This window comes from Aeribacillus sp. JST-2, assembly GCF_056032925.1.
In genome coordinates, this window is sequence record NZ_JBVVUU010000050.1 from 1 (window position 1) to 14,420 (window position 14,420).

The following is a 14,420-nucleotide window of genomic DNA, read 5'->3' on the forward strand; positions in this document are numbered from 1 at the left end:
ACGTGTCGAAAAAAATTTTTTTGACACCCCTGAAACGGCTACAACCGTTGATATATCAACATTTATAGAGGGAGGATTATTAAAAAGTGTATTCTGTCAGATTGCGTTTCCCAGCTTTGAACTAAGTAATTAAATACGTTCAAAGGCTCTGCTTGTGAATGCAGAGTAATGGGAGCAGTCTGTCCTTTTTTAATAATCTTCATTTCATATAGAAAATATGTAATATGAAGACAGACGGGTCTCGTCTGTCTTTTTTATATATGTATAATTATCCTTCCTTTATTTAGCAAAAGGAAGGTTTATCCCGCTTTAACGGGCAATAAGTCCCCGCTTCAAGACTAAAGCTGAAATAATAAGTCTAAGTGGGGAATAACTGCCCGTAAAAGCCCGATTGGTTTAGCTAACCACCAGTGGGGATGAAGGCCGATTAAAAACGCAGCGTCATCATTTCTTCATCGGCACTAGCACATGTCGCCCACTGATGGAAGTTTCACTTTATTTGGTGACGGCTTCAAATAGCCCCGTAATTTAAATAAGGATGGGTCTTCTTCCCTTTACTCTGAATCACAGGCAGATCGCCTGTGTTTTTTTATTTTGAAAGGGAGAGATCACATGACCAAAAAAATCAAAAGTGCAGAACTTGTTAGTGAATTTGTAGCGGCATTCAGATGTCCACTCTGTAAAAGTTCGATGAGGGTTGTTGATTTGAAAAGCCTAATATGCTCTAAAAATCATACTTTTGATTTCACTAAACAAGGATATGTAAACTTGATGACTCGTTCCTCTACTAGTCATTACAAGAAGGAATTGTTTGAAGCAAGACGCAAAATCATTATGGAAAGCGACTTATACACATTCGTGCATGAAGCGATTGCAAGGTCGATAAAGGAGTATATGGACGTTTCTTTTAAACCTTTAATGGTTGCAGATGTAGGGTGCGGAGAGGGCTCCCATTTACAAAGGATTTTGGACGAATGTAAGGTTTCGGCAATGACTGGGATTGGTCTTGATATTTCAAAGGAAGGCATTGCCATGGCTGCGAAGAGATACGAAAACCAAATTTGGTTAGTAGGTGACTTGGCAACATCACCGCTTGCGGATCAATCGTTTCATGTAATTCTAAATATCTTATCTCCTGCCAATTACAAAGAATTCAAGAGGATATTAGTCGAAGATGGACTTGTCATTAAAGTTATTCCTCGTCCTCATTATTTGAAAGAGCTGAGAAATGAACTATTTGATCATAACGAAAAAAAGGTCTATAAAAACGATCAAACAGTGTCGCTTTTCAAAAAACATCTCCATCTGCTGGATGTACAGCATTTATGTTACACAAAGAACCTTAATAAAGCTGATCTTAAACACTTGGTGCAAATGACCCCGCTAGCATGGTCTGCGGATAAAGAGCGTATTGATGCGTTTATAAATCGGGATTCGGCTGAGATCATGGTGGATTTGGAATTTTTAGTAGGCGTAAAGAAAATATCTGCAACAAGAATGGGGGCTGCGAATCATGGAAAAAGTATTGATTGAGTTAAATAATATTGAAGTTTCATTTTCCGGCCAACTTTTATTAAATATTCCTCGACTGGCCGTACACCAATTTGATCGTATCGGGATTGTCGGAAAAAACGGGGCCGGAAAGAGTACGTTGTTGAAGCTTTTGGCAGGCCAAATTACGCCTGATAAAGGTCAAGTACATCGCTTTGCCGATTTTGCTTATTTTGATCAGCTGTCAAGACCGATTAAACGTGAAATCGATTATAAATTGCTAGGAAGGTTGTCAATCCCGCAAACAGAAGTGAAAAATTTAAGCGGCGGAGAACAAACTCGTTTGAAATTAGCGGAAATTTTCTCCACCTATCATGAAGGTTTATTAATAGACGAGCCGACAACACACTTAGATGAGGACGGTGTGCAGTTTTTCATTGATGAGCTAAGTTATTACTATGGCGCGCTTGTTCTTGTAAGCCATGATCGCCATGTGCTGGATGAACTCGTTACAAAAATTTGGGAGGTAGAAGACGGGCGTGTAACGGAATATACGGGGAATTATTCAGACTACGCAGAACAAAAAAAGCTCGCTCGGAATAGACAGCTTAAAGAGTACGAAAAATACGTGAAAGAAAAAACGCGTCTTTTAAAAGCAGCTGAGGAGAAAATGAAAAAGGCTGAAAAAATTACTCAGCCAAATAAACGTATGTCAAAAAAGGAAACAAAAGCAAAGGCAAATAAAATGTTTATGACGAAATCAAAGGATACAAGCCAAAAGGCGATTCAACGTGCAGCAAAAGCGATTGAGCAGCGTGCGGAGCAACTCGAAGCAGTAGAGGCGCCAAAAAAGGAACAAACCCTTTATTTTCCTCAGTCAGCTGCTCTCAAGCTGCACAATAAGTTTCCCATTATGGCGGATCGATTGACGCTTAAGGCAGGAAATAAAATTCTGCTTAAAGAAGCCAGTTTCCAATTCCCATTAGGGAGCACGATCGCTATCACAGGAAAAAATGGTTCAGGGAAAACAACACTCCTTCGTCATATCATCCAGCAAGGGGAAGGAATTATTCTTTCTCCGAAAGCTGTCATCGGATCATATAAACAAATGGGCTATCAATTTGAAAAGAACGAAACAGTAGTTTCATTTATGAAAGAACGAAGCGACTATCATGAAAGTAAGATTCGTGCAGTTCTGCACGCAATGAATTTTACAGGAAATGATTTAGAAAAGAACGTCCGCAATTTAAGCGGTGGTGAAGCTATCCGTCTAGTTTTGTGTCAACTATTTTTAGGAAGATACAATATACTGATTTTAGATGAACCGACCAATTTTTTGGATGTTTTTTGTATTGAAGCGTTAGAGCGTTTTTTAAAAGGATATGAAGGAACTGTTATCCTCGTATCGCATGATCGCATGTTTATTGATCGTGTCGCAGATCATATATATGTCATGGAAAACCAACAATTGAAGCTAAGAAACTGAAGCAGGGAAGACGTTCCTGCTTCTTTTTTTATAAGAATCCTTTTTAGGCGGGTGATTTTTTAATAAGAAATTGTATAGTGTGAACGCTTATTTTTCAAAAATAGAACTATGTGCTAAATGAACATTGAAATAAAATAATGAAAATAATTAAACAAGAAGGTAAAGGAAAAATGGAAGTTTAAGGAGAAGAAAAAGGATTAAAAACAGAGAATTCTTTAAAGGGCATCAAACAGAAGCATAATGGATGCTTTTCACTCTAGATCAAACAATCAAAATAAATTTGCTATTTACTGATTGTTAAAGTTTTTAATAAAAATGTTATGTTAACTGTATGGTGAGTCGGGATACAACCAAAGATTCCAGCCCTTTGTTTCTTTGTGATACAGTTAGAAAAAAGAGGATGGGTGATTGGGAATCATTCATTTTTCCATTGGTCATGTTTGCTTTTCTTATTGCTTTTGCACGTGCAGTGTTCTTGTAGTCAAATCATTAGTCATGAGAAAAGTTCAGCACAAATTGATAAGAAGCTGGATAGAATCATTGAACTGTTAGAGAAACAAAGCAAAGGATAACCTATTCTTTTAGACGGTTTAAGGAGGCCGTTTTACAACATAGAATTAGACAAAAACTAACCTAAAAACATTGTGTCTGAGGGGGAACGATTGCCTTCAGGGAGATTTCAAGAAGTACCTATTTATCCAACTGCACTCAAATGTATGCCGATCCTGCGGCACGAACATTGTATCTATACCAATGGATGAATTTGGAATGAGAATTTATGAAACATGCAAACTTAGATTAATACATACTATTCCGGAATTTTTTTAAGTCAGGAAAGAAGAAAAAAACAACTATTAACTCTTGTGCGAAGATATCAAACGATTGTTTTATAAGAGAGAAAAACAAACAAATCAAAGCAATATCTGTGTCTTCATGATCAGTTCCTTATCTACAACACTCATCTGGCAGCCCGATGTATCATGCCTTGATAGCGATGGTTAGATTTAAAAAATCCTAAACGGTACTGCACAAGCAAACTAAGGAGTTCAGTAAACGCTTTTGAATAAAAAATCCTTCTGTACAAAAAAGAAAATACCCACAAAATTTTGACTCAATCTTATTAAACGAGGATTGACATTTGGGGCATTTATTACGTATTTTATAGATAACAGCTATAAAATATTTAACTTTTCTGAAAATTGTGTTAATATAAGCTGATGAAGGAGATTTTCTATGGCAAATAAAACTTTAAAAGAAAGAATTATCGATACGGCTCTGCATCTTTTTGAACAATACGGCTATCATGGGGTTACTGTCGATCGGATTGTCACAGAAATCAACGCATCAAAAGGCGGCTTTTATCATAATTTTAAATCAAAAGATGAACTTCTTTATCACATTCACGACGTGTTTATCACCTATGTGCTCAACAAGGCACAGGCGGCCTATGAAAACTACAAAACCCCAACAGAGCGTTTATGTGCTATTATTCAATCATTTGTAAAAGTATTTCATTTATATAAGCCGCATATAACGGTGTTTTATCAAGAAAGCAATTATTTAAAGCCGGAGTATGCACAAAAAATTAATGAAAAACGTGATGAGTTTAAGCATGTGATTTTTCGGGTCATTCGCGAAGGAATTGACGCAGGCGAGTTTCGCCCAGAGCTTTCAGTGGAAATTACAGGAATGACGATTATTGGCATGGTGAACTGGACGTATAAATGGTATAAGCCGGAAGGGCCGATGACAATCGAGCAAATTGCCGACTATTTTATTGATTTTATTTTGCATTCTGTCCTTACAGAAAAGGCTAAGCAAAAGGCGGAAAATATCATTTATTTCATCAAAAGCAAGCAGGCTTCGCTTCAATCATTTTAAAATTTAAAAAATGATTTTTAGTTAACGTAAATTTTTCACGAAAAACAAACCGACTAGTCGGTTTTATAATAATATATTAGAAATGGGGGAGAGAGCATGAATTTTGAACTTACAAAAGAGCAACAGATGATTAAAGAAATGGTAAGGGAGTTTGCTGAGAAGGAAATTGCACCAAACGCAGCGAAATGGGATGAAGAAGCCTATTTTTCCATCGAAATATTCAAAAAGATGGGGGAGCTAGGGCTATTGGGAATCCCGTTTCCAGAAGAATATGGCGGAGCTGGAGGCGATACGATTTCATATGCTGTTGCTGTAGAAGAAATTGGCCGCGCCTGTGGCGGAACAGGTCTTAGCTATGCTGCTGCTGTCTCATTAGGTGCAAGCCCTATTTACTATTTTGGTACAGAAGAGCAAAAGCAAAAGTGGCTTGTTCCGATGGCAAAAGGAGTGGCATTGGGAGCGTTTGGGTTAACTGAACCGAATGCCGGTTCAGATGCTGGCGGAACCCGAACGAGAGCGGTGCTTGACGGAGATGAATATGTGATTAATGGAGAAAAATGCTGGATTACGAATGCAGGACATGCAAGACAAGTGATTGTCACCGCAGTGACCGGAAAGGATGACAAGGATAAAAACATCATCTCTGCTTTCATTGTTCCAACAGACGCTCCGGGATTTACGATTCAATGCAATTACGACAAAATGGGTGTCCGTGCCTCGAATACGTGCGAGCTTGTTCTTGAAAATGTACGCGTGCCGAAAGAGAACATATTAGGGGATCCGGCAAAGGGATTTAAGCAATTTTTATATACTCTAGATGGCGGTCGCATTTCGATTGCTGCTCTTGCCGTTGGCATCGCTCAAGCCGCGTTTGAGAAAGCGCTTCAATATGCGAAGGAACGGAAACAATTTGGCCAATCCATTTCTAAATTCCAAGCGATTCAATTTAAGCTTGCCGATATGGCGATGGAAATCGAATTAGCCCGCAGCATGGTGTATAAAGCGGGCTGGCTAAAAGATCAAGGGAAACCGTTTACAAAAGAAGCCTCTTTCGCTAAACTGTTCGCTTCTGAAGCTGGCTTCCGCATATGTAATCAGGCAATTCAAATTCATGGAGGATACGGGTATATGAAAGAATATGGGGTCGAGCGCCATTTGCGCGATATTAAGCTCATGGAAATTGGTGAAGGCACCTCAGAAATTCAGCGGCTCGTTATTGCCCGTCAGCTTGGATGTTAAAGGACAGAAAAATGGAGAGGATGAAAATTTATTCAAACAAAGGAGGCGCACGTTATGACGGAGATGTTAGAGGTTACGGTTGGCAAACTATTAGAAGAAAAAGCGAATGCTTATCCAGAGCATGAGGCTGTTGTGTATGCAGATCGCGGACTTAGAATGACATACAGGCAGTTTGATGAATATTGTCGTCTTGTTGCTCGAAGCTTCATGAAACTGGGCATTCAGTCAGGAGAGCATATTGCAATTTGGGCAACCAACACTCCTGAATGGCTGGCATGCCAGTTTGCTACAGGCAAAATGGGGGCTGTACTTGTGACGGTCAACACGAACTACCGTACAGCTGAATTAGAATACTTATTGAAGCAATCAGATTCCACGACCCTTCTTTTAATCGAACAATATCGCGATACCTCTTACATTGACACGATCTATGAGATTGCCCCGGAGCTGTACGAATGTCAGCCAGGACAGCTGAAGGCGAAGCGTCTTCCACGTCTAAAAAATGTCATCGTTCTTGGTGATAAGCGTTACCCTGGCACATATACATGGAATGATCTTTTGGCGATGGCTCAAGATACCGCTGAAGATGAACTCGATCAACGAATGAACTCCCTTGACCCGCATGATGTCATCAACATGCAATACACTTCAGGAACGACAGGATTTCCAAAAGGAGTTATGCTCAGCCACTACAACATTATCAACAACGCCTACAATATTGCTCAATGCATGAAACTCACGAAAGATGATCGTTTATGTATTCCTGTGCCATTTTTTCACTGCTTTGGCTGCGTGCTTGGCGTCTTAGCATGCGTCTCTGTCGGCGCTACGATCGTACCAATACAAGAATTCAATGCTACCCAAGTGCTTCAAACGGTTCAAGACGAAAAATGCACCGCTTTACATGGTGTGCCGACCATGTTTATTGCTGAGTTGAACGATCCTGATTTCGAAAAATACGATCTGTCTTCATTGCGGACAGGAATTATGGCGGGATCAAATTGTCCAATTGAAGTAATGAAGGCGGTTATCGAAAAAATGGGAGCCAAAGAAATTACGATTGCTTATGGACAAACTGAATCTTCGCCTGTCATTACTCAGACGAGAACGGATGATCCTATTCATTTGCGCGTCGAGACAGTCGGGCGTGCTCTTCCAAACGTTGAAGTCAAAATAGTCGAACCAGGCACAAACAAGGAAGTACCGTACGGTGTGCAAGGAGAGCTATGTACGCGAGGGTATCATGTCATGAAAGGATATTATAACAATCCGGAAGCGACGAAAGAAGCTATTGATGAGGAAGGATGGCTCCGTACAGGCGACTTAGCAATAATGGATGAAAATGGATATTGCCGCATTACTGGAAGACTAAAGGATATGATCATCCGCGGCGGAGAAAACATTTATCCACGGGAAATTGAAGAATTTTTATATCAGCATCCGAAAATTCTAGATGTTCAAGTGGTCGGTGTACCTGATGAAAAATACGGAGAAGAAGTAATGGCGTGGATTATATTAAAACCAGGGTAAACTGCGACGGCTGAAGAAGTTCAAGAATTTTGCCGCGGAAAAATATCGCGTCATAAAATCCCCCGTTATATTGAATTTACCGATTCGTATCCGATGACAGCATCCGGAAAAATTCAAAAATTTAAATTGCGCGAGCAGGCAAAACAAATTCTTAGTAGAAAGACAACACATGAATAGGAGGAGTTGCATGTTTAAAAAAGTGTTAGTGGCCAATCGGGGAGAAATTGCAGCTCGAGTCATTCGAACGTGCCGTCGGTTAGGAATTCAGACAGTAGCCATATACTCAGAAGCAGATGCTGATTCGCTCCATGTAAAATGGGCAAACGAAGCTTATTTAATTGGAAAGCCGCATGTCAGTGAAAGTTATTTGAATATTGACAAAATCATTGACGTTGCAAAAGCGACGAAAGCGGAAGCGATTCATCCAGGATATGGTCTCTTGTCGGAAAACCCGACATTTGCGCACCGTTGTGAAGAGGAAGGAATTGTATTTATCGGACCGAATGCTGATGTTATTGCGAAAATGGGAAGTAAGATTGAGTCGCGGAAAACAATGTCAGAAGCAGGCGTGCCGATCGTCCCCGGCATCTCCTTTCCGCTTCAAAATGTCGAGGAAGCAGCAAGCACAGCAGCGACGATCGGTTATCCTATTATGTTAAAGGCGTCTTGCGGCGGTGGCGGTATCGGAATGCAAATCGTCCATAATGAAGAGGAATTGCACAAAGTGTTTGAAGGCAACCAAAAGCGGGCGACTTCCTTCTTCGGCGATGGGGCGATGTATTTGGAAAAGTATATTCAGAATCCGCGCCATATTGAAGTTCAGCTTCTTGCTGACCACTACGGGAATTATGTGTATTTATGGGAACGTGAATGTTCGATTCAGCGGCGTCACCAAAAGGTGATTGAAGAAGCTCCTTCTCTGTTTTTAGATGAGCAAACAAGAAAAAGAATGGGGGAGACAGCCATTCAAGCTGCCCAATATATCGGTTATACAAATGCAGGAACGATTGAATTTCTTGTTGATGAACAGAAAAACTTCTACTTTCTTGAAATGAATACGCGTCTTCAGGTAGAGCATCCAGTAACTGAGGAGATCACCGGTCTGGATCTTGTCGAAGAGCAGCTGCGCATCGCTGCTGGGGAAAAGCTCGGCTATAGCCAAGATCACATCCAGCGTCAAGGGCATGCCATCGAGGTACGGATTTACGCAGAGGATCCAAAAACATTTTTTCCATCCCCCGGAACCATTTCTGCGCTTCAATTACCGGAGGGAGAGCGTATTCGCAATGAAACAGCTGTTCAAAGCGGAATGGTCGTAACGCCGTTTTATGATCCAATGATTGCTAAATTAATTGTAAAAGGCGAAAACCGAAAGGAAGCGATTAATCGCATGCTGCAAGCGCTTGGCAGCTATCAAATTGAAGGAATTAAAACAAACATTCCAATGCTAAAAGAAGTGTTGGCACACCCAGAATTTCAAGCGGGACATACAACAACCGATTTTGTAAATCGGCATTTAAGCAGCGTTTCTATCAAAAAATAAGATGTTGATCAAGTCTTCCACTTTTCTTGATTAGGGAGTGGAAGACCTTCAATCTGCAAGCTCAGGAAATGGAGGAGTAAAAAGATGAATCAGATTGCTGCAATAATGGCAGGGAATGTATGGAAAGTTATTGTTTCTGTCGGAGAAAAAATTGAGAAAGGGCAAGATGTCGTGATTTTAGAATCAATGAAAATGGAAATTCCTATTGCTGCAGAAGCAAACGGAATCGTTAAAGAAATTCATGTGAGGGAAGGCGATTTTGTCAATGAAGGCGACATTTTGCTTGAATTTGAATAAGAGGTGAGGCGCGTGGGCAACTGGCCTAAACACGTTACAATTAAAGAGGTAGGGCCTCGTGATGGGCTGCAAAATGAAAAGACAGCCATTGCGACTGAAGATAAAATTGCTTGGATCAATCAGCTTTCCAAAACAGGGTTGACGTACATTGAAATAACATCATTTGTTCATCCAAAATGGATTCCGCAGCTAGCCGATGCGTTGGATGTTGCAGCAGGAATTGAACGAGTTCCTGGTGTTACTTACGCAGCGCTTGTTCCGAATCAAAAAGGGCTTGAAAATGCTTTGACGACTCAAGTTGATGAAATCTCTGTATTTATGTCTGCAAGCGAGACGCATAATCAAAAAAATATTAATAAATCAATCTCTGATACCTTTCCTGTCTTAACAGCCGTTGTTCAGGAGGCAAAGCGTGCTAAGAAAACCGTTCGCGGCTATCTTTCAACGGTTTTTGGTTGCCCTTATGAGGGGGAAGTTTCCATTGAGCAGGTAGCTGCTATATCAGAGCGGTTGTTTGAAATGGGAGTGGATGAGCTTTCTTTAGGTGATACGATCGGTGTTGCTACCCCTCGCCAAGTGGAAGCTGTGCTCAACTCGCTTCTAAAGAGATTCCCGAAAGAAAAGCTATCCATGCATTTTCACGATACAAGGGGAACAGCCTTAGCCAATGTACTGCTTTCATTAGAAATGGGGATTACGACTTTTGACAGCTCGCTTGGTGGATTGGGCGGCTGTCCGTATGCACCGGGAGCTTCCGGAAACGTAGCGACTGATGATTTATTATATATGCTTCATGGCATGGATATTGCTACAGGCATTGATGCTGGGCGGTTAACGGAGGCAGCGCTATTTATTCAAAATAAAATCGGTCGAGCGCTCAATAGCCATTATTTGCAAACTGTTGATCCGTGTTTGTCCTAATAAAGGAGAGTGATTAAATGGAATCTTCTATTCTCTATAAGGCGGCGAATGGAGTGGCAGTGCTGACTTTGCATCGCCCGCAAGCAGCCAACGCTTTGTCTACCGCGCTGTTAATGGAACTGAAACAAAAGCTTGGGCAATTAAGGTTTGATCGCTCGATCCGTTGTGTGATCGTAACAGGAAGCGAAAAAAAAGCATTTTGTGCTGGTGCTGACTTAAAAGAACGTGCCAGTATGACTGAAACAGAAGTGAGAAAAACGGTTGCACTGATTCGCGAGACGATCAATGAATTTGAACAGCTTCCAGCACCAACTATTTGCGCGATTAATGGCGTTGCATTTGGCGGAGGCCTCGAATTGGCGTTAGCTTGCGATATCCGCATTGCCTCTGATCATGCTCAGCTTGGATTAACCGAAACGGCGCTTGGGATTATTCCAGGTGCCGGCGGAACTCAGCGTCTCCCGCGTTTAATCGGAAAAGGGAAAGCAAAGGAGCTCATTTTTACGGCTAAACGGCTAACGGCAGCGGAAGCAGCCAGCATCGGAATAGTAGAATATGTTGTGCCGTATGAGCAGTTAATGGAAAAGGCAAACGAACTTGCCGGACAAATAATTCAAAATGCGCCGATTGCTGTTGCCCAAGCTAAAATAGCCATTAATCGAGGTCTGGAAGTCGATTTATATACAGGTTTGAAGCTGGAGCAGATGGCTTATGAGGTGACAATTCCAACGAAGGATCGTTTAGAAGGGCTGCAAGCCTTTAAAGAAAAGCGGAAGCCTGTTTATAAAGGAGAGTAAAGGAGGAAGTGCAAGTGATCAACGAGCAAGCAAAAACATTGACCGAGAAATTGGCGGAACAAGTCGAAAAAATTGAACAAGGCGGCGCATTAAAGTACCATCAAAAAAATGCGGAGAAAGGTAAACTATTCGTACGAGATCGTCTAAAGCTATTATTTGATGAGGGAATGCAATTTGAGGATGCTTTATTTGCCAATTGTCTTGCTGACGGTCTGCCAGCTGATGGCGTGGTAACAGGGACCGGAAAAATCAACGGGCAAACCGTATGTGTAATGGCCAATGATTCAACTGTAAAGGCGGGATCGTGGGGATCACGGACTGTAGAAAAAATCATTCGTATCCAAGAAACCGCAGAAAAGCTTCGGTGTCCGATGCTTTATTTAGTAGACTCGGCTGGAGCGCGGATTACGGATCAAGTCGAAATGTTTCCTGGTCGCCGCGGGGCAGGGCGCATTTTTTACAATCAAGTAAAGCTTTCTGGAAAAGTCCCGCAAATATGCTTATTATTTGGACCATCGGCGGCCGGCGGTGCTTATATTCCAGCTTTTTGCGATATCGTCATTATGGTCGAAGGAAACGCTTCGATGTATTTAGGATCGCCGCGAATGGCCGAGATGGTGATTGGCGAAAAAGTGACGCTTGAAGAGATGGGTGGAGCACGAATGCATTGCAGTGTCTCTGGGTGTGGAGATGTACTTGTGAAAACAGAAGAAGAAGCCATTCAGTTTGCACGCAAGTACTTATCTTATTTTCCAGCCAATTTCGCTGAAAAACCGCCGATTGTCGAAGCAAAACCAGCGAAGAGCTTTGAAAAAACGATTGAGGACATTTTACCCCTGAATCAAAATGCGCCGTTTAATATGTATGACTTGATCGAGAGTTTTATTGATGAAGGCTCTTTTTGCGAAATCAAAAAGCTGTTTGCACCTGAATTGATTACAGGACTTGCTCGCTTGAATGGACAGCCAATCGGTATCCTTGCTAACCAGCCGCGCATCAAAGGCGGTGTCCTATTCCATGATTCGGCTGATAAAGCAGCCAAATTTATTACTTTATGTGATGCCTTCCATATCCCGCTTTTATTTTTAGCCGATATTCCAGGATTTATGATCGGCACAAAAGTGGAAAGGGCAGGAATTATCCGCCATGGAGCGAAAATGATTTCAGCGATGTCAGAAGCAACAGTTCCGAAAATTTCTATTATTGTGCGAAAAGCGTATGGGGCAGGTCTTTATGCGATGGCTGGCCCGGCCTTTGAACCGGATTGCTGCTTAGCGTTTCCTAATGCGCAAATTGCCGTGATGGGACCAGAAGCAGCGATTAATGCAGTCTATGCCAATAAAATTGCTGAGCTTCCTAAAGAAGAACAGGCAGCCTTTATTGAACAAAAACGGGAGGAGTATCGCCGCGATATTGATATTTATCGTTTAGCCTCAGAGATGGTGATAGATGGAATTATCGCTCCAAACCAGCTTCGCGAAGAATTGATTCGTCGCTTTGATGCCTATATGTCTAAATATATCGTCTTTTCGGAAAGAAAGCATGGAGTATATCCGGTGTAATAAAAAAGGTTCTTTGTCAAATATTGGGGTTAAGGCTGCCGCGCTTCGCTTGGTGGCCTTTTCTTCTGAAAAAGGGGTACCTCCCTTTCTAGAAGAAAAGGTAGCGCTAGCCTATATGTCCCTCAATTCTTTTATACTTGTGGATTCATAGTATTTTTGAGCAAAACGGGTAAAATTCTTATATCCATAGGCATTTCGTTTTCATACCTTTAAATTGTTGATTCCTTGCATTGGCGCTTTTGATGCTGGAAGATACGCCTACTTCCGCACGGACAACCATGTCACAGGCATGTTGTGATTTTTGATACAATCCAGCTTTCAAGCATGTAAACAGCTTGAGATCCGTTGCTTCTCAAAGAGGCCGTAACCGGTCCGCGCTGCTGAATTTAGAAAGCGAACTAACGCGAGTGACGATATCCAATGGGTCGAGGGCGCTGCAGAATAATTTTTCCCCTGTGCCAAGCTCTCAACCTGAAAGCCAGTCTTTTCCGAAAACGGTTGAGCTTAATTCTAATGCACCATAAGCTCAACCCAATGCCATCCCTGTCGGCGGACAAATGAATGAGACGAGAGCTGTAATTTGTCCCCAGAATTCTTTGTTCAACTGTCCGTCATTGATCCTTTTGCATTAAAAATTATAGATTTTATCAATAAAAAGCATCGTTTTACATATTTTCACGAGCAAGAATTATGCCGTTTTGCAGAGGCACAATGTTACAAGCGAGAGACGTACCCAGTAAAAATAGAACTATGTGCTAAATGAACAATATAAAAATAAATTTAATTTACTGTTTTTAAGGAAGTAAACACAAAATCTGAAAAAGGGGAATGCTATAAACCCCCTTTTTCCTCATAATTTTGTATAACTGATGTTCAGCTTAAAAAGTAAGTCTGTCAATTAACTCTGAATAAGATTCGCGTTCATTTCACTGTCACGAATTTTTCCTTCGTGTAAATATAAAATTCGATTCCCCAATTTTTTTGCTTCCTCAAGATGATGGGTGACTAATATAATGGGAATGCGCCAAAGCTTATGGATACGTAATAGCTCTTCATGACCTTTTACACGTGTTTGATTATCTAAGGCAGAAAAAGGTTCATCTAAAAGCAAGGCATCCGGCTCGGTTGCAATGGCTCGTGCAATGGCGACCCGTTGTTTTTCGCCGCCTGAAATTTCAGACGGGTATTTATCTCTAAGGTGTTCAATTCGCAGCTCTTTCATTAAATTTTTGACAAAGCTTTCATTTTGCATGCCATAAGCAATGTTTTTCCAAACAGTCATATGGGGAAAAAGCGCATAATCTTGAAATACATAGCCGATGTTTCTTTTTTGTATAGGAACAAACACTTTTTTATTTTCAAATAAAATGGTGTCGTTTAATCGGATGATGCCAGCAGCAGGTTTGCTTATCCCAGCAATACAATTTAAGATAGTCGTTTTTCCGGAGCCGGAGGGGCCAAAAAGGACAACAATCTCATTGGCCACTGAAAATTTCACATCTAATTCAAAATGGGATAGTCTTTTTTGTATTTCAACGATAAGCATAAGAAAAAACTCCCTCTATAAATGTTGATATATCAACGGTTGTAGCCGTTTCAGGGGTGTCAAAAAAATATTTTTCGACAAAGTTTCTAACATTATTTCTTAAATATGTGTATATCTTACATTGACG

General features: G+C 41.0%; 10 protein-coding genes and 1 pseudogene. 10 read left to right on the plus strand and 1 reads right to left on the minus strand.

The annotated features are described in order from the left end of the window. The first annotated feature begins 612 nt into the window (after positions 1 to 612). The 10 genes and pseudogenes from AC0KTX_RS15090 (at position 613) to AC0KTX_RS15135 (ending at position 12,747) form a co-directional block, all read left to right on the plus strand. Positions 613 to 1,533: a putative RNA methyltransferase gene (locus AC0KTX_RS15090; protein WP_474252940.1), complete on the plus strand. Its 921-nt coding sequence runs from the start codon at positions 613 to 615 to the stop codon at positions 1,531 to 1,533. Further along, complete coding sequence (locus AC0KTX_RS15095) at positions 1,514 to 2,977, plus strand: Msr family ABC-F type ribosomal protection protein (protein ID WP_474252941.1); 1,464 nt, start codon at positions 1,514 to 1,516, stop codon at positions 2,975 to 2,977. Before AC0KTX_RS15090 ends, AC0KTX_RS15095 begins: the two co-directional genes overlap by 20 nt. 1,233 nt (positions 2,978 to 4,210) lie before the next feature. Further along, a complete protein-coding gene (locus AC0KTX_RS15100; RefSeq protein ID WP_066250691.1) occupies positions 4,211 to 4,858 on the plus strand; it encodes a TetR/AcrR family transcriptional regulator in 648 nt (215 codons plus the stop codon). Positions 4,859 to 4,954: 96 nt separating this feature from the next. Next, positions 4,955 to 6,097 (plus strand): acyl-CoA dehydrogenase, encoded by a 1,143-nt coding sequence (locus tag AC0KTX_RS15105; protein WP_474252942.1) that lies wholly within the window; start codon positions 4,955 to 4,957, stop codon positions 6,095 to 6,097. A 63-nt stretch (positions 6,098 to 6,160) separates the two neighbouring features. Beyond that, positions 6,161 to 7,804, plus strand: a pseudogene (locus AC0KTX_RS15110) (AMP-binding protein). A gap of 10 nt (positions 7,805 to 7,814) precedes the next feature. After that, positions 7,815 to 9,170, plus strand: a complete 1,356-nt coding sequence (locus AC0KTX_RS15115; RefSeq protein WP_474252943.1) for an acetyl-CoA carboxylase biotin carboxylase subunit — start codon at positions 7,815 to 7,817, stop codon at positions 9,168 to 9,170. Positions 9,171 to 9,254: 84 nt separating this feature from the next. After that, entirely contained in the window at positions 9,255 to 9,467 is a 213-nt protein-coding gene (locus AC0KTX_RS15120) for an acetyl-CoA carboxylase biotin carboxyl carrier protein subunit (protein ID WP_094245823.1), read from the plus strand. A gap of 12 nt (positions 9,468 to 9,479) precedes the next feature. Next, a complete protein-coding gene (locus tag AC0KTX_RS15125; protein ID WP_474252944.1) occupies positions 9,480 to 10,388 on the plus strand; it encodes a hydroxymethylglutaryl-CoA lyase in 909 nt (302 codons plus the stop codon). 17 nt (positions 10,389 to 10,405) lie between these two features. Beyond that, positions 10,406 to 11,185: an enoyl-CoA hydratase gene (locus AC0KTX_RS15130; protein WP_474252945.1), complete on the plus strand. Its 780-nt coding sequence runs from the start codon at positions 10,406 to 10,408 to the stop codon at positions 11,183 to 11,185. Between the two features lie 14 nt (positions 11,186 to 11,199). Beyond that, positions 11,200 to 12,747 carry an acyl-CoA carboxylase subunit beta gene (locus AC0KTX_RS15135; RefSeq protein ID WP_474252946.1) on the plus strand — a complete coding sequence of 516 codons (1,548 nt, stop codon included), beginning with the start codon at positions 11,200 to 11,202 and terminating at the stop codon, positions 12,745 to 12,747. 898 nt (positions 12,748 to 13,645) lie between these two features. On the opposite strand, the gene AC0KTX_RS15140 is transcribed toward AC0KTX_RS15135, so the two are convergent. After that, entirely contained in the window at positions 13,646 to 14,293 is a 648-nt protein-coding gene (locus AC0KTX_RS15140) for an ATP-binding cassette domain-containing protein (RefSeq protein WP_094245826.1), read from the minus strand. Between the last annotated feature and the right edge of the window lie 127 nt (positions 14,294 to 14,420).